Genomic DNA, 20,886 nt, shown 5'->3' on the forward strand with positions numbered 1-20,886 from the left:
ACTACCGTTTGAGTGCTCAATGCTGATCTCCGTCATCTCCAACGGCCAATCACCAAGACCTCCCGGGCAGTTTGAACCCGCCGTACCATGGTGGAGTTTTACTAAGACAGTATTGGCCGCGACAGCTCTGACACTGGTGCGAGACAGACTGCTCGACCTGGATACTTCACTTCCTGAAAGCGCATTCACCTTGCGCCAACTCCTGCGGCACGAGGCTGGACTCGCAGACTATGGCGAGCTTCCCGAGTACCACGCTGCCATTGCAAACCATGAAGCGGCATGGTCGCCAGACGAGATGATGCGCCGTCTCGATGGTCGCCGGCTTCGATACACCCCCGGAGCTGCCTGGCGCTACTCGAATGTTGGCTACATGCTCGTAGCAAGGCTTATCGAACGTGCGACAGACCAGCCGCTTAAAGAAGCCGTCAGGCGGCAGGTGTTGGTGCCTCTCGATATTTCGACGGCTCGTTTCGCAACGGAGCGCACAGATATACACCGGGATTACCTCGACAGTTCGTTGAACTACGATCCGGCCTGGGTCTATCACGGATTGCTGATCGGCCCCGTTTCGCAGGCTGCTCTTCTTCTGGATCGTCTGCTCGCCGGAGAGCTTCTTCCCGCCAACTTGCTTCAGGATATGCAGTCGACACGGGTACTGGGTGGCCCGATCGCCGGGCGTCCCTGGATTTCGCCAGGATACGCTCTGGGTCTTATGCGAGGCGCTATCGGAGGCGGCTTGATCGTGGCTGGACATACCGGATGTGGGCCCGGAAGTGTCGTGGCGGTCTATCGTGGCACCGTTGGTGAAGCCACGGCGTGCTGCGCAGTTTTCTCGCCGGGTGCAAATGAGGGGGACATCGAGGCGCACGTTGTCCAGCAGATACATGAGGCGCTGGAGAAAACGCGCTGAGGGCATTCTCCGGTCATGCCTGGCGTCTAGTGGATATCAGTCTCTGCCCATCCTGGATGCCCGCTTTGGGTTGGAACTACTGGGGCGTCAGCTTGATCGAGGCGGCCATCTTCCTAAGCCTCTCGGTCTCGTCGACGTAGAACTTCGCGGACGCCGCAAGGGTCTGTGGCTTCATCGGCTGCACGCCGGAGAGCTCAAGCGCCTTGATCAGTTCGGGCGACCGCAGCGCTTGCTGCGAGGCGTCCGTCAATACGCGGGCACGCTCCGCTGGGACACCGGCCTTGCTCATGACGCCCAGCCAGATCGAATACACGAACTCGGACTTGCGCGCGACGCTGGTTTCGGAGATGGCAGGCACGTCGGGCAGAGTTCGCATGCGCTGCGTGTCCAGCACCGCCACCGCCTTGATCTTGTGTGTTTCCAGCAACTGCGTGGAGGCACCGAGGTTTGGCAGAATCGTCATGTCAATCTGGCGACCGGTCAGGTCTGCCAGCATTGGCGTGGCGCCCTTGTACGGCACCTGCAGCATCTTGGCGCCGGTCAGCTGAGCCATGTATTCGGCGACGATGTGGTACATGGTCCCGTAGCCCGGATTGCCGAAGGTCAGGCTATTGCTACCTGCCGACTTGCCGGCCGCGATGATCTGTTCCATCGAGTTGTACGGCAGGTCGCTGCGCGTCATCACGACGAGTGGGTGGTTCGAGACCGGCGCCAGCAGAGTTAGTTCCTCTGACTTGTACTTGGCGCTGGCAAGCGCCAGCGGCGTCAGGATGGCCTCGTTGGGCGAGCCCATGATGAGCGTGTAGCCGTCTGCCGGACGGCTCAGCAGCCGCTGCACTGCCAGCGCGCCGCCGGCGCCGGGCAGATTCTCGATGATCACGGGCTGGCCGAGCGCCTTGGCCATTGCCGGCTGCATGGCCCGCGCCAGCACATCGGCGGGCCCTCCCGGAGGAAATGCGACCAGCATCGATATTGGCTTGGTGGGAAACGCGTCGGCAGCGGATGCCGGTGCGCCGGTCAGCGTCATCCCCAGGATGACGGCACTAAGCGCCATCCAGCGGTTGGCGGGGGGGTGTCCTCGGTCTTGCATCTCGTCCTCCACTTTATTAGACCTTCTCGCATCGATACGAGAACCGGTTGTGAGGGGATTGTTGGCCGGAAATTTTGTTCGAGATACAGCAATCCTTACACAAGATCGTTGCTCTGTGGGCAACGCAGAGCGGGAAGGACATGAAGGCGCGATCGGCCAGCAGTCGCCGCTCGAGACCGTGAGAGGCCGTTCAGTGTGTGGCGATATCGGCTATGCTCCGCAGCATCCGCCTTCATCCAGTCGTTCCTCCCATGGGCCATTCGCAAGCCTCCAGGCAAGCCACTCACGCACGCATTGTCACCATTGCGGCGCAGCGTTTCCGCGTGCACGGACTTCGCGGCATCGGCGTAGCGGACATCATGCAGGAAGCCGGGCTGACGGTGGGCGGCTTCTACAAGCACTTTCCCACACGTGAGGCGCTGGTCTGCGAGGCGATGGCCGAGGCGTTCCTCGATACCGACCAGTGGAGCCTGCGCCTGCGTGCAAATCTTCGGCGATCGTTGCGGGAATACCTTGGGGAATCGCATCGGGACCGGCGCGAAAACAGCTGCGGCATTGCGGCCTTCCTGAACGACACGGGTGTCAGCGGTGTGGAATCGCGTGCGTTGTATACGAATCGGCTGCGGCGGTTGGTGGAACTGATTGCGTCGCTGCTGCCGGAGGACGGAGCCAACAGGCAGGCCAAGGCGATGCTGGTGTATAGCGCGTGCGTAGGGGCGCTGACCCTGTCACGCGCGGTGTCCGATGCAAAGTTATCGAGGGAATTGCTGAATGCCGTGGCGGATCAACTGATGGCGGTGATTGAAATGCCCGACCGCTCCCCTGCTCCTCTCCCTGAGGGAGAGGAGCGCTAAGCTACCTACTGCACTTCCCAGCCACCTCCAGCCGCCGCAAAGATCCGCACCAGTGCCTTGCGCAAGTTCGCATCCGAGGCCGCCTGGCGTGACTCCGCCTCTAGCTGATCCCGTTCCGCTACCAGTACATCGAGCAGTCCCACATACCCATATCGATATTGCAGGCGCGCCAGTTCTGCCGCCTTGCGGTTCTGCGCCACCCCTGCCGTCAACGATGCATTCTTGACGTTCTCGTTCAGATACCCGGACAGCGCGTTCTCCATGTCCTCCAGCGCATCGAGCACAGTCTGCTGATAGCCGAGATAGGCCTGCGTCTGCCGTGCATCGGCCGCGTTGATCTGCGAGCGGATGCGACCGAAGTTCAGCACCGGCTGGATCAGCCCGGCGCCAATCCCCCACGGTGTTGATGAGAACGGCGATGCGCTCTGCGCCCCGAAGAAGGCCGTCAGCGAGATGTTGGGAAACAGTTCCGCCACCGCTGCCTTGCGTGCCGAGATGCTCGCCGCGAACTGACGCTCCGCCACACGCACGTCGGGCCGCGTGGCCAGCACCGTTGCCGGGGCCGAGACAACGATGCCTGGATCGAGCGGTTGCCAGGCCGGCTCTCCGGCAAGCATCGCCGACAACGAGCCCGGCGTGCGGCCCAGCAGGCTCGACAACCTGTTCATCGCGCCGTCGTATCCGGTACGCAGCGTAGGCAGCAGCGACTCCGTTGCGGATACCTGTGCGGCGGCACGTTGTACGTCGAAGTTGCTCGCCAGCGCGCCCTGCTTCTGCGCCTCGATCAACTGCAGTGTGCGGCGCTGGCTGTCCAGGTTGCGTTCCGTGATGCCAATCTGCTGCGCGAAGTTGCGCAGTTCGAAATAGCTGCGTGCCACCTCGGCCAGCAGCGCCACGCGCACCGCCCGCTGGCTCGCTTCAGCGGACTGCAGCACCGCAGCCGCCTGTGCCGTGCGTGCCTGGTTGCGGCCAAACAGGTCCACCTCCCACGCGGCCGAGATCGCCACTTGATTGATCGTCACGGCCTGGTCATTGGTCACGAACCCCCGGTTGCCGCGCTCGGAGCTGGCCGTCGCATTGACCTGCGGCGCCAGCGCCGATTGCGCCAACAGGCGGCCCGCGCGGGCCTCCTCCACCCTGGCTTTGGCAATCGCCAGTGCCTTGTTGCTGGCCAATGCCTCGCTCACCAGGGTATCGAGTGTCGGGTCGCGGAAGCGCGACCACCACGTCTGGTCTACGCCGGCACCGGCGTCGGCCACCAGATAGGCGTTTGCCGCCCCATTTCCGTCCTCCAGCTTCGTCCACTGCGGCGCAGGATCGATGCCCGACGACTGCGGCCCCACGGGTGCCGTGCAGGCCGCCAGCGCCGCAGCCGCCAGCGCCGTCATCAGCTTAAGCTTCAACATGGTGATGCACCTTTTCGGTCTTGGTGATGCGCTTCTCCAATGCGCGCGCCATCACATAGAAAATCGGGGTCAGGAACAGGCCGAAGAACGTTACGCCGATCATGCCGAAGAACACCGCCACCCCCATGGCATGGCGCATCTCGGCACCGGCACCGTGCGACAGCACCAGCGGCAGCACGCCTGCGATAAACGCGATGGATGTCATCAGGATAGGCCGCAGCCGCAGGTGAGCCGCCTCCACCGCCGCCGCAAACGTGGACTTTCCCTCGATCTCCAACTCGCGCGCGAACTCGCCGATCAGGATGGCGTTCTTGCACGCCAGCCCTATCAGTACGAAGAAGCCGATCTGCGTGAACAGGTTGTTGTCGCCCTTGGTCAGCCACACGCCCATGATGGCCGAGAACAGGCACATGGGCACGATCATGATGATGGCCAGCGGCAGGAACACGCTTTCGTACTGCGCGGTCAGCACCAGGAACACCAGCAAGATGCAGATCGGGAACACGATCAGCGCCGTGTTGCCGGCCAGGATCTGCTGGTAAGCCAGTTCAGTCCATTCGAACGTCATCTCGCCCGTCAGCGTATCGTCCAGGATCTTGGTGATCGCGGCCTGCGCCTGCCCCGTGGAGTAACCGGGCGCCGGGCCGCCGTTGATATCGGCCGAGCGATAGCCGTTGTAGCGTGCGGCGCTCTCCGGCCCGCTGGTGTCGCTCAGCGTAACCACCGCGCCCAGCGGCACCATCTTGCCCTCGCCATTGCGCACCTTCAGTCGAAGAATGTCATCACGCGACGAGCGGAAGTCCGCATCGCCCTGTGCAATCACCTGATACGTGCGGCCGAACTTGTTGAAGTCGTTCACGTACAGCGAGCCCAGGTAGATCTGCATGGTCTTGAAGATGTCATCCACGTCGATGCCCAGCTGTGACGCCTTGGTGCGATCCACATCGGCAAATAGCTGCGGCGTGGTGACGTTGTACGTGGAGTACACCCCGGCCAGCTCGGGCGCCTTGCGCGCTTTCTCCAGCACCGTGTTGACGGTCTTGCTCAGCGCCAGGTAACCCACATCGCCCCGATCCTCGATCTGCAGCTTGAAGCCGCCCGTATTGCCCAGCCCTTGCACGGGCGGCGGCGGAAACACAGCGATGAACGCATCCTTGATGGCGCTGTACTTCTGCTGCAGCGCGCCGGCCAGGGCCGGACCGGACGAGCCGATCTCGCGCATCTCCTCGAACGTCTTCTCGCCGAAGAACACGGTTGCCGACGAAGAACTGTTGATGAAGCCATTCAGCGACAGCCCCGGGAACTGCACCGCATTGCGGAAGCCCGGCTCCTTGGCGGCGATGTCGGTCATCTGCCGCACAACCGATTCGGTTCGCTCCAGCGTGGCACCATTCGGCAGCTGGATCAGGTTGACCAGATATCCCTTGTCCTGGATCGGCACGAAGCCCGACGGCACCTTGCTGAAGCCCAGCACCGTGGCCCCCAGCAGCACGAGGTAGATGGCGATCGAACCGCGCTTGCGATGCAGCGCGCGCGTCACGCCCCCGCTGTACGCCTCGGAACTGCGGTGGAAGAATCGGTTGAATCTGGTGAAGAAGCCACCAAGCAGCCGGTCCATGAAGCGCGTCAGCCGGTCCTTGGGCGCATCGTGCCCGCGCAGCAGCAGCGCCGCCAGTGCCGGCGACAGTGTCAGGGAGTTGAAGGCCGAGATCACCGTGGAGAACGCAATGGTCAGCGCAAACTGGCGATAGAACTGCCCGGTCAGGCCGCTGATGAAGGCAATCGGCACGAACACGGCGCACAGCACCAGGGCGATGGCGATAATCGGACCAGTCACCTCCTTCATGGCCTTGATGGTCGCATCGCGTGGCGAGAGCCCGGTGGCGATATTGCGCTCCACGTTCTCCACCACCACGATGGCATCGTCGACCACGATGCCGATGGCGAGCACCAGCCCGAACAGCGACAGCGCGTTGATCGAGAACCCGAACGCATGCATCGCTGCAAAGGTGCCCACCACGGACACGGGCACCGCCAGCAGCGGGATGATCGCTGCACGCCAGGTCTGCAGGAACAGGATGACCACCAGTACCACCAGCACGATGGCTTCGATCAGCGTATGCGTGACGGCGGTGATCGAGTCGCGCACGAAGGTCGTGGGGTCATAGGCGATGCGGTACTCGAGCCCCTTGGGAAACCGCTTGCTCAGTTCCTCCATCCGTGCCCGCACATTGTTCGATATCTCGATGGCGTTAGCGCCCGGCGACTGGAAGATCACCAGTGCCAGCGCCTGCTTGTTGTCCAGCAGTGCGCGCAGCGCGTAGTCGCTGGCGCCAATCTCGATGCGCGCCACATCCTTGAGGTAGGTAACCACCCCGCCGTCGCGCTTGACAATGATGTTCTCGAACTGGTCGACATCGGACAAACGCCCCTGCACGTTAACCGGCAACTGGATCTCGACGTTGTTCGCGTATGGCGCGGCACCAATCACCCCTGCCGCCACCTGGATATTCTGCTTGCGGATGGCGGCCACCACCTCGTCGGGATTCATGTTGCGCTCGGCCACTTTTTGCGGGTTGAGCCAGATGCGCATGGCGTAATTGCCCGAGCCGAACATGTTGATCTGGCCGATGCCGCTGATCTTGGCCAGTTCGTCCTTCACGTTGAGCCGTGCGTAGTTGCGCAGGTACAGCATGTCGTACTGGTCATTGGGCGAGACCAGGTGCACCACCATGGTCAGGTCGGGCGAACTCTTGACCGTGCTGACGCCGAGCTGGCGCGTCACGTCCGGCAGGCGCGGCAGTGCCTCATTGACGCGGTTCTGCACCAGTTGCGTGGCGAGGTCCGGATCGGTGCCGAGCTTGAACGTCACGGTGAGCGTCATCTGGCCATCGCTGGCGGCCTGCGACGACATGTAGAGCATGTTCTCCACGCCGTTGATCTGCTCCTCGAGCGGCGTGGCGACGGTTTCGGCAATCACCTTCGGATTGGCGCCCGGAAACTGCGCGCGCACCACCACCGACGGCGGTACCACTTCCGGATACTCGGAGATCGGCAGCTTGGGGATGGCGATCAGCCCAGCCAGGAAGATAATGATGGAAATGACCGCCGCGAAGTTGGGCCGATCGACGAAGAATTTCGAGAGATTCATGCTGTCACTCCGCCAAGGGCGGCGTGCCCCGCGCCGGGCCCGCCGATGCCGTCTTCACCGCCTCGGGAGCGGCCTCCCTCGGGGCGACCACGACATCGGGGCGGACGAACTGCAAGCCCTTGGTCACCACGCGGTCGCCCGCGTTGAGCCCGCTCAGCACGATATGCCGGCCATCGACGCCCGCGCCGAGCGTCACTTCGCGATAGACGATCTTGTTCTCCGGCCCCACTACGAAGACGAACTTCTTGCTCTGGTCGGACCCCACCGCCACGTCCGGCACCAGTAGCGCACGGGTGTCTCCGCTACCGGCCAGGCTGATGGAGACGAACATGCCGGGCACTAATGCGCCGTCCTTGTTGGCAAAGCGCGCTCGCGCGCGGATGGTGCCGGTGTTCACATCGATGCTGTTATCGAACGTGTAGATCTTTCCCTGATAGACGTGTTCGGCATCGCCCTGGAGCCGCATGTCCACAGGGATCTGCTGTTCCTTGCTTTGCGTGTCCGCGTGATTGCGGATGGAGCGGACATAGCTCTGCTCGTCCACCTCGAAGTCCGCATAGATCCCATCGTTGGACACGATACGCGTGAGCACCGGCGCGTTGGGGCCCGGTTGCACGAGGTTCCCCACCGTCAATTCGGCACGACTGATACGGCCCGCGATGGGTGCCTTGACGTAGGCATAGTCGAGATTGATGCTGGCCTGCCGCAACGCGGCATTGGCGGCCAGCACCGCCGCCTGCGCCATGCGGTACTCGTTGCCGCGCTGGTCGTGCACGCTCTTGGGAATTGCCTCGGCGGCAATCAGGCCCTTGGCGCGGTCGTACTCGGTGGTGGCAAACTCCGCCCGCGCACGCGCCGAGGCGAGGTCGGCACTCGCGCGCGCCACGGCGGCTTCGTACGGCCGCGGATCGATCACGAACATGACCTCGCCAGCGCGTACGGACTGACCGTCGCGGACCTTCACTTCCACGATGCGCCCGCTCACCTCGGGCCGCACGAGCGCCTCGTCCACCGCCTTGAGTCGCCCGGAGAAGCTGGTCCAGACGCGCACGTCCTCCGGCTGCAGCGACTTCACGGTCACCTCCGTGGGCGCAGCGGCGGCCGGCGGTGCGGCGGCGCTTGTTTCGGTCAGCGCCACACTGGCTGCCAACCCGGCTGCCACCATGACGGCACCGACGCCCGCCAGCACCGGTGGACGGCGGAAAATGGATCTACGTTGTTCCATGACTTCACTCCTGCGAAGCGTGTCTTTGTGGATGGGATGTTCATTGCGCGCGGCGCGGGCCGGCTTCGGCAGCGTGGAGACGGCGAGCGAAGAACGCTGCCACGTCGGCCAGCGCGCCGGCATGGGTCACGATCGACTGGTGTGACGCCTCGGCGTAGCGGGTGGTCTCGGTCGGCACGCCCGCCGCAATCAGTTCGCTGGCGTAGGTCTCGCCTTCGATGTGGCAGAGGTCGCGCGCGGCGCTCACGATCAGCGTGGGCGGCAACCGTTGCAGGCGGCGCGACTCCAGCGGCGCCACGTAGGGGTGCAAGTGCTGGAGGACGTCAGGCAAGTAGGCGCGATAGGCCATGGCGCAGTCGCTCGCCGAGAGATCGGCCCCAACCAGCCTCCCGCCATCGGCCAGCCGGGTCATGCTGGGGTCGAGTAGCGGGGCAATCAGCGCTTGCGCGAGCAGCGTCAGGTCCTTGCGGTCACGCGCCATGGCCGCGATGCCAGCCGCGAGGTTGCCGCCGGCATCGTGACCTGCGATACCCATGCGGCGCGCGTCACCGCCGTAGGTGCCCGCATTGGCCAAGGCCCAAAGCCCTGCCAGATACCCGTCCTCAAGCGGTACAGGAAACGGAAACCGGGGCGACAGCGAATAGCCCACCGCAATCACCACGGCTGGGGTGGCGGCGGCAATGGCCCGCGCTGCCGCGTCGGCGTACGCCACACTGCCCTGCACGAAACCGCCGCCGTGCAGGTAGAGCACCACGGGAGGCCGGACGTCCAGTCCGACCGGCACGTAGATGCGCAAGGGAATCGGCTGCACGTGACCCGCAATCCGCACGCTTTCCACGCGGGTCGTTACAGGAGGGGATTGGCCATTCGGGACCATGAGGGGCTGCCTAGAATTGCAAATGCTGCGATGCACGAAGTCTGGTACATTGCGAACTTCTGGTAAACGTTCATAATCCAGAACACAATTTGGCGTGACCGAACAATCCGGCCCGTAACGCACCAGGCGTTCCGGTCCGGCGCACCAATGAAGGGCAAGACGATGGATAAGGTCCAGGCAATGGAAGTCTTCACGCGCGTGGTGGAGATGAACAGCTTCTCGCGTGCGGCGGAGGCGCTGGGGTTGTCGCGCACGTCGGCCACCACGATCATCCAGGGACTGGAAGCGCACTTGCGCGTGCGGCTCATCAACCGCACCACGCGGCAGCTCAGGCTGACGCCCGAGGGCGCCGACTATTACGAGCGCTGCATGCGCATCCTCGCGGAGATTGCCGAGACCGAGGTGGCCATGACGCGCTCTGGTCAGGGGCCGATGGGCAGGCTGCGCGTGGAGATGCCGGCGGCCATCGGCCGCGCCATCGTCGTGCCGCGGCTGCATACGTTCCACGCGCGTTTTCCCGACATCGAACTGGTGGTGGGCTATGGCGACAAGCTCGTGGACCTGATCCAGGACGGCGTGGATTGTGCGATCCGCGTCGGACCGCTACAGGACTCGAGCCTGGTAGCGCGCGGCCTGGGCGACATGCACCTGGCCACCGTGGCCAGCCCGGCTTATATCGCCCGCCATGGCATCCCGCGTACGCTGGCCGACCTGGCGCACCACACCGCCATCCATTACTTCTCCAACCGCACCGGGCGCACGCTGGACATGAACTTCATCGTGGACGGCAATCCGGTGGAGGTGGCGATGCGCGGCCGCGTCAGCTTCAATGACGCCGATGCCTACGTGGCGTATGGCCTGAGCGGCGCCGGCATGCTGCAGGCGCCCCGCTTCATGGTGAAGGAGCACCTGCGCAGTGGCGCGCTGGTGGAGCTATTGCCGCAATGGCGGCCACGGCCGATTCCGATTGCGGCGATCTATCCGCAGAACCGGCATCTCGCGCCAAAGGTGCGGGTGTTCGTCGACTGGGTGGCGCAGATGTTCGAATGCTGCCCGCTGCTGGCGGCGGATGAAGGCAAGTGTCCCGATGCGATGCCGCTGGCAGGCGCATCCGCTCGCGTGCCGGCCGCGGCCCCCGCGATAGCACACGAGCACGAAGCCGTGCTGTAGGGCGCCAGCGTCCCTAGCGCAGCGGCGTGGCGAGTTGGACCAGACCGTCCGCCACGTTGTCGAGGAGGTCTTGCGAGTACGCGGGATCGCTGACGGCACGGGACAACCCCATCGCACCGACGAAGGCGGAGAGTTGAAGCAGCGCCATCGCCCGTGAATCGGCGTGCCCTTCCGCCTTGTTGAGTCCTTCCAGGAAGTCCAGCACGCGGTTCACCTCGAGCGTATAGGCATCGCGTGTGGTCGGGTCTGCGTGCGCGATGTCGTGCACCAGCGCCACCAAGGGGCAGCCAACACCGGGTGCGTCCCGGTGCGCGGCATTGAGGTAATTCCGCACCGCACTGGGCGCATCAGGCGATCCTGCAGCCCACTCATCGAGACTGCGCGCGGCGATACGGACGACTTCGGCCAGCATTGACTCGCGCGACGAGAAATGCCGGTAGAACGCCCCCGGCGTAATACCTGCCTCGCGGGTGATCTCAGCCAGCCCGATCCCTGAAAAACCATGCTCGCGGAAGCGCTGTGCGGCGACGGCAAGTATGCGTTGACGCGTAGAGGCCTTCGTCTCCTTCGAGTGTCCCATGTTGCATGCAGTGATTCAGCGGTTGGCAATATGGCACGCATTGTCGCGCGTAAGTCTCAAGCCAGCAATCATGACGAGATCCACTGCTCGCTGGCCTTCTTGGGTTATTCGGCGAACAGGTCGGGGCCGAAAACCTCGTAATGAATATGCGACTCACGAATGCCCAATCCCTTCAGCGCGTCATGCTGGAGCCGCATGAATGGAATCGGGCCACAAATGTAGTAATCGGCATCGGTCAGCAATATCGAATCCTTGATCGCCGCCACGTCGATTAGCCCGGCAAAATCGTAGTCGTGATTGGCGATATCCTCCGGCAGTGGCGCATCGTAGAACACGATCAAATCGAAATTGGGGAATGTCCGAGCCGTCTCGCGCAGCCGGTCGCGCATGGCGTGAACGCTCCCATTACGGGCACCATGCACGAAAACTACATGCCGCTGCGGGTCCTGGATCGCCTGCGTCAGCATGCTGACCATCGGCGTCAGCCCTACGCCGCCGCTAATCAGCACGATGGGCGTGCGCGCATTGACGTCGATATGGAAACTGCCATAAGGCGCTGCCAACCTGACTTCATCGCCGACATTCACGTGGTCATGCAGCAGGTTCGATACATAGCCCGCCGGCTGCGGCCCGCCCCCTTCACGCTTGACCGAGATCCGGTAGCTGCGGCCATTCGGCATATCGGACAGGCTGTACTGACGAATCTGCTGCATACCCAGTGCAGGCACGTTGATGGCAACGCTGGTGTACTGGCCGGGCTCAAAGTTGACCACCGGCCCGCCATCGACGGGTTCCAGAACGAATGAGGTGATAACGCTGCTTTCCGCGTCCTTTGACCGCACGACAAAATGCCGCCAGCCCGTCCAGCCCCCGTCCTGTGCCCCCGACCGCTCATACAGATCGCTTTCCATCCCCATCAGCACATCGGCAAGATTCCCATACGCCTGCGCCCATGCCGAGATAATGTCGTCCGTCGCTGCACTGCCCAAGACTTCCTTGATCGCCGCAAGCAGATGCTCCCCGACGATAGGATATTGCTCGGGACGAACACCCAGACTCGCGTGCTTGTTGGCGATATTGGTTAATACCGCCATCAGACTGCTCGGATCCTCGATATTTTCCGCATAGGCATAAACCGCCCGCGCCAACGCCTGCTGCTGCTGCCCCCGCTCCTGGTGAGCCATGTTGAAGATGTTCTTCAACTCAGGATGGGCCTGGAACATGCGCGTGTAAAAGCACTTGATAATGTCGTAGCCGTGCTCAGCCAGGACGGGAGCGGTGGCCTTGACGATGTCTTTGGTTTTTTGGGTGAGCATGGGGGATCTCCTTGGGGGCAGGTCAAGCGGCTTAGGCGCTTGAACAGCATAGGAGACGTGAGGCGGAGCGGTGAGGCGAGGCTTATGCCATCGCCGCTGGTCGAGTCGTCCGTCGGCCGGTTGCGGTCCTGCTGGAACCGCAACCGGCCCGCCTCTCCTCAGGGCCTCGGCTCGACAATGGCGATCGCCACGTTGCCGTTGCCGGTGGGGAATGGGCTGCCCGGCACCGCGGTCAAGGCACCGCTCGTCCCGTTAATCGCGTAGCCGTAGACCGATCCATTGAGCGCCGGCGCGTACAGAAACTTCCCGTTCGGCGTCACGCGCAGCCTTTGGGTGCCTATCCCGGCAGCAACATTCACCGGAGCCGTTGTCGGCATGCCTGTTGTGGCATCGATCTGAAGAGACGAAATATTGTTGCTGCCGCTGTTGGCCACGTAGGCAAACTGGCCGGAAGGTGCCATCGCGATATCGGTCGGCGCCGAACCCACTGCAAACGCGTGGGTACCGACAATGAGGCCAGAACCGGCAGCCAGTGCATGAACGCCGACGGTGCCGCTGCCCATGTTAGGGGTATAGAGAAACGCCCCGTTCGGCGAAAGCACAGCCGCATTCGGTCCGATGCCTCCGGAAGGCGTGTCAGCAAAAAATCCGATATAAAGATCGCCCCGCAACGTCGTGACCGCATCCGCACTCGTGCCGGCCACGTAGATCCACTGTTCGTCGGGTGAAATCGCGATAGCCGTCCCCGCCTGCGTTGCGGATCCCACCTTGATGTTGCTAGTCCAGGCACGCGGCATACCACTGGCGGCATCCACGTCGTACCGAAATGTCCAGCCAGAATCCAAGCCTACGTAGAACGACTGCCCAGAGGGCGATACGGCGATGGTTCTAACTCCCGCGATTGGACTCGGTATCGCGGCAGCTGGCACGGCTTCCAAAACGCCGGATGCCGGGTCCAGCGCAAATGGCATCAATCTGTCTGTGTCTCGCATCAGCGCGTACGCTACCCGTCCCGACGGCAAAAAGGCGAGATCGGCGATCTGCCCCGTGGCCGCAAACGGACTACCTTGCACCGCGGCGAGCGCGCCGCTGATCGGGTCGATCCGGTAGACAGATAAGGTGCGGTCTGTGCTGTTGGCCACCACGGCAAACTGCGCCTGCACACAGGTGATCGCAATGTTGGTCACGCTGGCCGCCGCGAGCGTGCCGCTGCCATTGCCCACCGTGCAGGTCTGCCCGGCGGGTTGGCCGGCCACGGTGACGTTGTAGGCCGTGCCGACAGCGCGCGAAGCCGGCATCGCGAAACTGCCGTTGGCATTGACGACCTGGGTGTCGCCATTGGTGTCGGCCAGTTGCAGGCTCTTGCCCGCAGCCAGGCCCGACACGGTGCCGCCCACGGTGTAGATCGTCGGTGCAGCGCCTCGCGACAGCGCCGCATTGGCGCACAGCCGGCCGCCAGCCGGGGCGTCGGCGCAGGCCGTCAGCACGCCGGCTGCGGCGGCGACGGCCGAGACAGGGCTCGCCACCTGGGCGCTGTGGCCGTCGGCGGCTGGGGTGGCCACGAAGCTGGCGCCATCCGTTGTCCACGCCCAGTTGGTGAGATCCCCTGCCCCGTCCACGCCGTCCGAGCGGCGCACGGCGACGGTCACGGTCTGCGCGGCGCCGCCGGCCGTCACGACCAGACTCGCCGGGGTCAGCACGAGGGCGTACGACTTGGCGGGCGCGGCCTGCACCACCAGATGGGTGATGCTGCTGATGCGACTGCCATCGGCCAGCGTCGCCGTGGCCGTGATGTCGGCCGCGCCGGCGGCCAGGGTCTGGATCGTGGCGTAGGTGCCGACCGGCCCCATGACCGATGCCGAGGCGGCTGGCGCCTTGTCCGAGGCGCTCGCCACGGTGGCCACGGCCGGATCGGAAGACGTCCAGGCGAAGCTCGCGCCCTTCACCTCGGTGCCGTCGGCGGCCAGCAGCGTCGCCTTGAGCGTCAGCGTGCCACCCGCCACCGGCGCGGCGCTGCCGGTGTCGACCACCAGGCGCGCTGCCGCGGGCGTGGCGGTCGGGCTTTCGGGGGGATCATCGGAGCCGCAGGCGGCGAGCAAGGCCGCGGCGAGCAAGGCAAGGCCGGCAGCGCGCGCGCCGGCAATAGCGTGTGAGAACATGGCCCCAACCCGTATCTATATAGCGAGGGCCGCCCAAGCCTTGAGCCGGCGGCCACTTGCGCCCTCAACGGGGCAGCTTGCGCGCGACTCTATCAGCGCCGGCGATATGCCACATCCCCCAATCGGGGGGTGGCTGGTGCGAGCGCATCGAATACCCACCACGGCCCTCGTGGACAACACGCGAGCGGCCTGCTAGTGTCCTCGGCAATCCCAACCTTCCAGCGATCCCAATGCGTGAATCCCTGACGAGGCAGAAAAAGGCCCCTGATCCTCATGCCACGGAACCCGGCTCCGCCGAGCGATCGGCAACGCCGGTGGGGGCGGGCGGCCGGCAGGCGCTGGTCGACCGCTCGCCCCGGCAGTTGCATCAGCGCCAGGCGCTCGCGTCGCTGACTGCCGCCGGCACGTCTCCGGTCCTGCAAGGCAAGTTCGTCTACAAGAAGGATGACGAATTGCGCGACATCAGCAGCCGGGCCGCCGCAGGGAAGCTCGCCAGGGAACTCTATGGCGACGAGGCCACGCCCAGTCAGATCGCCGCCTTGGTTGCGCTCGCCACCAAGGGCGACCATGGCACGCTGAACACGCATGAACTCCTCGACAAGCTCGACGACCCCCGCCTGGAACGGTTCGCGCTGAAACAGATTGGCCGCCGCCTGCATACCACCCGGAACGTGGACGCGTCTTATCCGGAAGCGCGCTCGCGGACCCATCGGCATCTGGCGCAAGAAGAGCAGGAGGCGAAGACCAAAGCGGAAAACAAGAAGAAGCGCAAGCGGAGCGACGACGACTCGGATACAGAGGCCGTGGAGGCCGATCCGGTGGGCGATTTCTCGTACGTCGACCTCCATTCGATCCTTGCCGCGGCCACCCAGGGCATGGATCCCGAACAGGCCAAGCAGGCCGCCCAGGCCGCGGTGGACAATTTCGAGCGCATGAAGCTCCATGTCGATGTCCGGATGGACGCCGACATCCAATTGATGGTGCAGCATGCCCTGCAATATCAGGCGTTCAATCATCCGCAACTGAAGGGGCGCCGGAAGCAGGGCCCGACCGACGAGGAGGCCGGGCAAAACCGGTTCCGCCAGTTCGAGCTGGAAAAGTCCAAGGCCATGCTGGTGCACGACGCCAGCCACGGCTTCGGCAGGACCCTGCCCCCCAAGCCCACCGAACCGGACCAGCCCGAGCTGGCGTTCTCCGCACTGATGGATGTCAACCGGCCGCTGCCCCAGAGCACCCTCGACGGTGCCACCTACAAGGCCGTTTTCCTCTGCACCAAGCAGATCCTCGAACTCGCCTATCGGGCCCTGCCGGAAAACAAGGCGCCCTCCCCGGAGAATTTCTTCACCCAGCGGCTGCACCTGAACAACGCCTTCGCCCAGCAGATGACCCAGATGGACGGCACGCATCTGACGACGCCGGACGAGGCAACCACCTACGTGCAGAACACGCTCGGCTTCCCGAAGTTCAGCACCCGCGGCGAGGAGTCGGACGATGACCAGTCCGATGCAGAAGACTATGGGACGCACAGCGACGCCAGCGTCATGGACGTCGATGAGAACATCTTCCAGAACAAGCCGAGGATGGACTTGTTCACGGTCAGTCTGGCCACGCTTTCCAAGGTGGCTTCGCAGAAGCAGCTGATCGACGAAATGGACTCGGCGCGCCCGGCGCSCCCCGGCCGCAAAACCGCCGAGGAGCGCGACCGCAAGCATACGAAGCGCCGCAAGCTGCTGAAGCGGCGCGTCGAATGGGCGAACCAGCAGCACGGTACGGACTTCCACGTCACGCGGCTGGAGTCCGACTACCTGAAGCGCAAGAAAGCCCTGATCGACAAGATGGAGACTGGTCTGGAGATGGAACTCGACAAGACCGTGGACACAGACGAGCGCCAGGCGCTGGAGGACAAGCTCACGATGCTGTCCGACCTGCAGGTGACTCTCGACCAGTTCTACACCGACACCTCCGTCAAGTCGCTGCGCGAGAAGCGCACGGCAAGCAAGCGCTGGAAGGCCACGAAGGCCCACAAGCCGATCTTCGGGCCCGTGGGCAGCGAGAAATCGCTCACGGCCTACCTGGACGACTAGAAGCAGACGCCGGGCGCCAGCGGTGGCGCCCTGTCACAGCCCCCGCTTTCCGCGTCGCCGCTGGTGGTGGAAGATCCGCCGGTAGGCCTCCGGATAGGTCTCCGGGGAGACCAGCACCAGCGTCCGCACGGCCGTTTTCTGGTCCTCCCGCAGCCCGTTCCAGGCGATATGCATCGCACTCGGCGCCTTGCCGTTCAGGTCCGCCGCCAGCGCCTGCATGCCCTTGTAGTATCCGGCGTTGCGGGGCATGTCCGTGAGCAGGTGCACGTTCTTCGCGCCGGCCGTCTCGGCCAGAATCCGATAGATGATGGTCGACTGGGCCCCCGTGGTGTCTCGCATCTCGTTGTTGACCCGGTCCACATACTCGGGCTTCTGGGTGGGCGCGAAATCAAGGTCGCCCAGAGGCGCGTCGGGGGTTTCCGCCGCGCGTTCCGCCCCGGGCACATAGGTCACGATGAAGTTCTTGTTGCCCTTCATGAGCGCCAGGTTTTCGCCCGATGCCGCCATGCGCAGTTCGTCCACCCGGGCGTCGGCACCATGGACGGTGTTGTTCGAGCCGAGTCCGGTGTAGATCTGGCCCAGGTGCGGCTTTTTCTTGCGAAGGTCGTCGAAGCGTTTCGCCGCATCGGGCGAATTGTTGAACAGGATAATTTCCCACCAGGGCTCGGGATGCGCCTTCTTGAACTGGCTGATGGCCTTGGCGACCGCACCCTCCAGCTTGCCGCTGTATTCGGCCTCCAGCCGCGTCTTCTCATCCTTTTTGCGCTGCTTCGCATTCGGCCCCGTGATCAGGTTGGTTGCCGCCGTGATCTTCTCGTCGGCCTGGTGCCCCTTCATTTCGATTTCCACCCGCAGCGGCTTGCCACTGGCCGTGAAGTAAGACTGCGCGACGCCAAGCGTGCCGTCGAGGAAGCCCCTCAATGTCAGGAATGCGCTGTCGGCACTGGCGGTGCGCTGGATGCCGGTCAGCTGGGCAGCGGTCAGGTCCTCGATATGCGTGTTGTCGCCAACCAGTGCGTGGTGCACCAATTTTTGCGCGTCAGAGAGCTGTTCCTTGATGTTGCCTTCGTGGCTGAGGATCGGCACATCGTCCTGCGACAGGAAGACATCGCACTCGATACCGTCCAGCGACGGTGCCGTGGGGGTGCGCGTGGTCTGGGCATAGGCCGCGTCGAACGCCGACTTCGAGTTTTCCGCGGGGTTGCCGGTGCGGCGCAGATCGGTCTGGCGGATCAGCCCGCCGCGCGTGCGGTTGGTGGGACCATGGCCGCGATGCGCGACGATGCTGACGCCGGGGCGCTCGGCCATTCTCAGGCGCAGCTTGCGCAGTTCAAGCTGGACATCGTCCGAGCTGTGCTGGTTCTCGAGCCAGAAATCGAGCGGCCCGAGCAAACTGTACGCCTCGTAGTCCTGCGACGTGAGGGCGGTGTCCGGTTTCACGGCCTCCTGGAGTGCGCTGACGCTGTCGCGGTGAATGCCGTCATCGGCAGGCACGGTCGCCTCGGTGAGGCCGAGATCGGTATCGACGGTCACCAGGAAGGTCTTCAGCCCCGTCACCACCGGGTCGATATGGGGCACCGCCTGGTTCTGGTAGAGCGCGCCGGCAAGGCGGTTCAGCTTGCGGAAACGCTGGAACTTGAGCGAGGCATCGAGCGGCGCCTCGGGATGGCCCTCCGCCTGCTTGCCGGCCTTCTTTGTCGCATGCTCGACGTCGCCATACGCGTCGGGCTTTCGCTGGATTGCCCCGTGCGCGGCCGCCACGCCAGACCGGGGCGCTGCCGTGCCCTGCCCCCCTGCCAGCGCCAGGCTGCCCATCCGGTCAGCCTCCCGCTCGAGAGCTTCGTCATCATTGACGGGAATTCCCGCCTTGAGCTGGCGCGTGGGCTGCACGCGGCCTTGTGCCTGTTGCACGACGTGCCACGCCTCGTGGGGCAAGTGATGCGCCTGACCAGCCGCCAGATGAATGTCGTGGCCCTGGGCATAAGCCAAGGCCTGCGCGCGCGCCGGCGCTGGCGAGTTGTAATGAACCTTCACGTGGTCCATTGACATGCCCGAGAGCGCTTCGATCCCCGACTTCAGCTGTGCCGGCAGGCCATCGGACCGCGCATCGGCCATCGCCTGCCGGTCCCGCAGCGCGTTAGCGCGCTCGCCATGGCTGGCGAGGTCCTGGGCCTGCCGCTGGACGGGCGCCTGCAGGCGCCCGTCGTGCATGGCGTCGTGGGCGTTCTCAGGCTCCCGTCGCGCGCGCGGCGATGCGTGGCTGGCTTCGGGGCGATGGGGCTTTTCCACTTTCAGGCGCATGGCAGGTCCGTCTTCTTCCGTCTACTTGAGGGTGGATCCAATACTAGTCAATCGAATGTCACGCGACGATGTCACATGAAGTGGTCGGAGGCGCCAGGGACTAAGCGCCCCGCTATCGCGGCGCGATACGGGATTAAACGCCGCTTACATCTCGATTAAACAAGAAGAAATCGCTCGTTGTTTTACGCGTTTTTTCCGCAGGATGCGCAGCGGGTACGCGATCTATAGTACTGTCCGATACGCGTCGGCCCCCAGGTTCCATCCTGTACGAGGCCGGCCAAAATCCCGGCTGACGGCGCCGCAACCATGCGTCCAATGCAAAGGCATTGCCGGAGAGCTGTTGAGTCTTTTCGGGAATTCGGACGAATGATGAGTGGTTCATTGCCTGTGCCGGCATCGCACTTCGACGATTTGCGTGCCGTCTCTTACCATCGGGGCAGCCATACCGCGCTTGACCCCGCCGCCCGCGCGGCCCTGGCCCAGACATTGCACGACGACCTTGCGCAACGCCTCTCGTTCGCGCTGATCCAGATCGACACGGCCACCCAGGGAGCCGCCGCCGCTGCCGCAAGCACGAGCAGCGACCCGCGCGACGCGGCGCTGCGCCACGGCCGCCAACTCGTCAAGGACGCACTGCGCACCACGCGCGACGTGATTGCCGGCCTGCTCGATGCGGCCACGCCGGCAGCCCCGGAGCCCCCATGCGCGTTTCCGGTGCAATGCGCGCGGATCGTAGAGGCCGCGCGGCAGCAGAGCCGGCAGGGTATCCATATCGATGTCGATGCGGCGCCGCTGCCCGCCGATCCGCCAGCGGCGGTGGCACGTGTGCTGTTGCGCGCGATACGCGAGCTGCTCGCCAACGCCGGCAAGCATGCGTCGGGGGCGCGCGTGGCGCTGGCCCTGCGCGGGGTCGATGGCGCCATCGACATTACGATCGCCGATGACGGCCCCGGCTTCGACGCCGCCCTGCTCCACCAGCCCGCGCGCGGCCACTGCGGCTTGCGCGGGCTGCCGGGCGCGCTGCGCCAGGTCGGGGCGGAACTCGCTCTCGAGACTGCGCCAGGCCGGGGCGTGCGCGCGCGCGTCCGCTGGCCGGGCGCGGGCGCGCCATGACCATCCGCATCGTGGTCGCCGACGACCACGCGATGATCCGCGAGGGCCTGATCGCACTGCTGCAGCGTGAAGCCGACATGGAAGTGCTGGCCCAGGCCCGCAACGGCATCGAGTTGCTTCACCTGGTGCGCTCGGTCCGGCCGGACGTGGCGATCCTCGACATCGGCATGCCGATCATGAACGGCATGGAGGCCATCCGCCGGCTGGCCGCCGAGTCCATGCCGTGCAAGATGCTGTGCCTGTCCGTCAACAACCAGCACCAGGAAGTCATCGCGGCGCTCGACGCCGGCGCATCGGGCTATGTGCTGAAGGAAAACTCCTACGACGAACTGGCCCGCGCCGTGCGCCGCGTGATGGCTAACCAGGTCTACCTGAGCGGCGAGCTGATCGGCGGCGTGCTCCACGCCGCGCGCAGCCCCGCCGCCGTGGAGGTGCCGCTGCGGCTGCCGCAGCTGACCGCGCGCGAGCGCCAGATCGCGCAGCTGTTTGCCGAGGGGCACAGCACCAAGTCGATCGCCCGCCTGCTGTTTCTCAGCGACAAAACCATCGCCAGCCATCGCGAGAACACCTTCCGCAAGCTCGGCATCCGCAGCATCGCCGAGCTGACGCGCTACGCGATGCGCGAGGGCCTGAGCCAGTAGCAAGCGCTT

15 protein-coding genes are annotated in these 20,886 nt (G+C 64.6%); 6 read left to right on the forward strand and 9 right to left on the reverse strand.

What is annotated here, in order from left to right; translation table 11 throughout:
* Positions 1 to 19: 19 nt before the first annotated feature.
* Entirely contained in the window at positions 20 to 910 is an 891-nt protein-coding gene (locus tag AC1DFU_RS12790; RefSeq protein ID WP_441593086.1) for a serine hydrolase domain-containing protein, read from the forward strand.
* A gap of 76 nt (positions 911 to 986) precedes the next feature.
* Here the strand turns inward: AC1DFU_RS12790 and AC1DFU_RS12795 are convergent, their stop codons facing one another.
* Positions 987 to 2,000: a tripartite tricarboxylate transporter substrate binding protein gene (locus tag AC1DFU_RS12795; protein WP_441593088.1), complete on the reverse strand. Its 1,014-nt coding sequence runs from the start codon at positions 1,998 to 2,000 to the stop codon at positions 987 to 989.
* A gap of 212 nt (positions 2,001 to 2,212) precedes the next feature.
* On the opposite strand from AC1DFU_RS12795, the gene AC1DFU_RS12800 reads away from it, so the two are divergent.
* Positions 2,213 to 2,854 carry a TetR/AcrR family transcriptional regulator gene (locus AC1DFU_RS12800; protein ID WP_441593089.1) on the forward strand — a complete coding sequence of 214 codons (642 nt, stop codon included), beginning with the start codon at positions 2,213 to 2,215 and terminating at the stop codon, positions 2,852 to 2,854.
* Between the two features lie 5 nt (positions 2,855 to 2,859).
* Here AC1DFU_RS12800 and AC1DFU_RS12805 read toward each other — a convergent pair whose 3' ends face one another.
* From AC1DFU_RS12805 to AC1DFU_RS12820, 4 genes are read right to left on the reverse strand one after another with little or no spacing between them, the layout of a single operon-like run.
* Positions 2,860 to 4,260 (reverse strand): efflux transporter outer membrane subunit, encoded by a 1,401-nt coding sequence (locus AC1DFU_RS12805; protein ID WP_441593091.1) that lies wholly within the window; start codon positions 4,258 to 4,260, stop codon positions 2,860 to 2,862.
* On the reverse strand, positions 4,247 to 7,411 hold the full coding sequence (locus AC1DFU_RS12810; RefSeq protein ID WP_092296273.1) for an efflux RND transporter permease subunit: 3,165 nt from the start codon (positions 7,409 to 7,411) through the stop codon (positions 4,247 to 4,249). The genes AC1DFU_RS12805 and AC1DFU_RS12810 overlap by 14 nt, the downstream gene beginning before the upstream one ends.
* Positions 7,412 to 7,415: 4 nt before the next feature.
* The gene (locus AC1DFU_RS12815; RefSeq protein WP_092296276.1) at positions 7,416 to 8,636 is read right to left on the reverse strand and encodes an efflux RND transporter periplasmic adaptor subunit; all 1,221 of its coding nucleotides are present in this window, start codon (positions 8,634 to 8,636) and stop codon (positions 7,416 to 7,418) included.
* 40 nt (positions 8,637 to 8,676) lie between these two features.
* Positions 8,677 to 9,447 carry an alpha/beta hydrolase gene (locus AC1DFU_RS12820; protein WP_441593093.1) on the reverse strand — a complete coding sequence of 257 codons (771 nt, stop codon included), beginning with the start codon at positions 9,445 to 9,447 and terminating at the stop codon, positions 8,677 to 8,679.
* A gap of 228 nt (positions 9,448 to 9,675) precedes the next feature.
* Between AC1DFU_RS12820 and AC1DFU_RS12825 the strand changes: the two genes are divergently transcribed.
* The gene (locus tag AC1DFU_RS12825; RefSeq protein WP_092296823.1) at positions 9,676 to 10,683 is read left to right on the forward strand and encodes a LysR family transcriptional regulator; all 1,008 of its coding nucleotides are present in this window, start codon (positions 9,676 to 9,678) and stop codon (positions 10,681 to 10,683) included.
* A gap of 13 nt (positions 10,684 to 10,696) precedes the next feature.
* Here AC1DFU_RS12825 and AC1DFU_RS12830 read toward each other — a convergent pair whose 3' ends face one another.
* The 3 genes from AC1DFU_RS12830 to AC1DFU_RS12840 all read right to left on the reverse strand — a co-directional run bounded on the left by AC1DFU_RS12830 (position 10,697) and on the right by AC1DFU_RS12840 (position 14,738).
* Positions 10,697 to 11,263 carry a TetR family transcriptional regulator gene (locus tag AC1DFU_RS12830; protein WP_441593095.1) on the reverse strand — a complete coding sequence of 189 codons (567 nt, stop codon included), beginning with the start codon at positions 11,261 to 11,263 and terminating at the stop codon, positions 10,697 to 10,699.
* Between the two features lie 104 nt (positions 11,264 to 11,367).
* Positions 11,368 to 12,579, reverse strand: coding sequence for an NO-inducible flavohemoprotein (hmpA, locus tag AC1DFU_RS12835; protein ID WP_092296285.1), 1,212 nt, complete (start codon positions 12,577 to 12,579; stop codon positions 11,368 to 11,370).
* A 158-nt stretch (positions 12,580 to 12,737) separates the two neighbouring features.
* Positions 12,738 to 14,738 carry a lactonase family protein gene (locus AC1DFU_RS12840; protein ID WP_477159782.1) on the reverse strand — a complete coding sequence of 667 codons (2,001 nt, stop codon included), beginning with the start codon at positions 14,736 to 14,738 and terminating at the stop codon, positions 12,738 to 12,740.
* Between the two features lie 230 nt (positions 14,739 to 14,968).
* Between AC1DFU_RS12840 and AC1DFU_RS12845 the strand changes: the two genes are divergently transcribed.
* On the forward strand, positions 14,969 to 16,822 hold the full coding sequence (locus AC1DFU_RS12845) for a hypothetical protein (protein ID WP_441593099.1): 1,854 nt from the start codon (positions 14,969 to 14,971) through the stop codon (positions 16,820 to 16,822).
* Positions 16,823 to 16,855: 33 nt separating this feature from the next.
* On the opposite strand, the gene AC1DFU_RS12850 is transcribed toward AC1DFU_RS12845, so the two are convergent.
* The gene (locus tag AC1DFU_RS12850; protein ID WP_441593101.1) at positions 16,856 to 19,123 is read right to left on the reverse strand and encodes an eCIS core domain-containing protein; all 2,268 of its coding nucleotides are present in this window, start codon (positions 19,121 to 19,123) and stop codon (positions 16,856 to 16,858) included.
* A gap of 387 nt (positions 19,124 to 19,510) precedes the next feature.
* Between AC1DFU_RS12850 and AC1DFU_RS12855 the strand changes: the two genes are divergently transcribed.
* Positions 19,511 to 20,236 carry a sensor histidine kinase gene (locus AC1DFU_RS12855; RefSeq protein ID WP_441593323.1) on the forward strand — a complete coding sequence of 242 codons (726 nt, stop codon included), beginning with the start codon at positions 19,511 to 19,513 and terminating at the stop codon, positions 20,234 to 20,236.
* Positions 20,233 to 20,877 (forward strand): response regulator, encoded by a 645-nt coding sequence (locus tag AC1DFU_RS12860; RefSeq protein ID WP_441593103.1) that lies wholly within the window; start codon positions 20,233 to 20,235, stop codon positions 20,875 to 20,877. The genes AC1DFU_RS12855 and AC1DFU_RS12860 overlap by 4 nt, the downstream gene beginning before the upstream one ends.
* Positions 20,878 to 20,886 lie beyond the last annotated feature (9 nt).

The sequence above is a fragment of the Cupriavidus sp. 10L45 genome (assembly GCF_056395225.1).

Coding starts and splice junctions, on each gene's coding strand:
- AC1DFU_RS12850 (WP_441593101.1), bottom strand. CDS start 19,123: ATGCGCCTGAAAGTGGAAAAGCCCCATCGCCCCGAAGCCAGCCACGCA.
- AC1DFU_RS12810 (WP_092296273.1), bottom strand. CDS start 7,411: ATGAATCTCTCGAAATTCTTCGTCGATCGGCCCAACTTCGCGGCGGTC.
- AC1DFU_RS12795 (WP_441593088.1), bottom strand. CDS start 2,000: ATGCAAGACCGAGGACACCCCCCCGCCAACCGCTGGATGGCGCTTAGT.
- AC1DFU_RS12860 (WP_441593103.1), top strand. CDS start 20,233: ATGACCATCCGCATCGTGGTCGCCGACGACCACGCGATGATCCGCGAG.
- AC1DFU_RS12805 (WP_441593091.1), bottom strand. CDS start 4,260: ATGTTGAAGCTTAAGCTGATGACGGCGCTGGCGGCTGCGGCGCTGGCG.
- AC1DFU_RS12815 (WP_092296276.1), bottom strand. CDS start 8,636: ATGGAACAACGTAGATCCATTTTCCGCCGTCCACCGGTGCTGGCGGGC.
- AC1DFU_RS12790 (WP_441593086.1), top strand. CDS start 20: ATGCTGATCTCCGTCATCTCCAACGGCCAATCACCAAGACCTCCCGGG.
- AC1DFU_RS12825 (WP_092296823.1), top strand. CDS start 9,676: ATGGATAAGGTCCAGGCAATGGAAGTCTTCACGCGCGTGGTGGAGATG.
- AC1DFU_RS12830 (WP_441593095.1), bottom strand. CDS start 11,263: ATGGGACACTCGAAGGAGACGAAGGCCTCTACGCGTCAACGCATACTT.
- hmpA (WP_092296285.1), bottom strand. CDS start 12,579: ATGCTCACCCAAAAAACCAAAGACATCGTCAAGGCCACCGCTCCCGTC.
- AC1DFU_RS12800 (WP_441593089.1), top strand. CDS start 2,213: ATGCTCCGCAGCATCCGCCTTCATCCAGTCGTTCCTCCCATGGGCCAT.
- AC1DFU_RS12840 (WP_477159782.1), bottom strand. CDS start 14,738: ATGTTCTCACACGCTATTGCCGGCGCGCGCGCTGCCGGCCTTGCCTTG.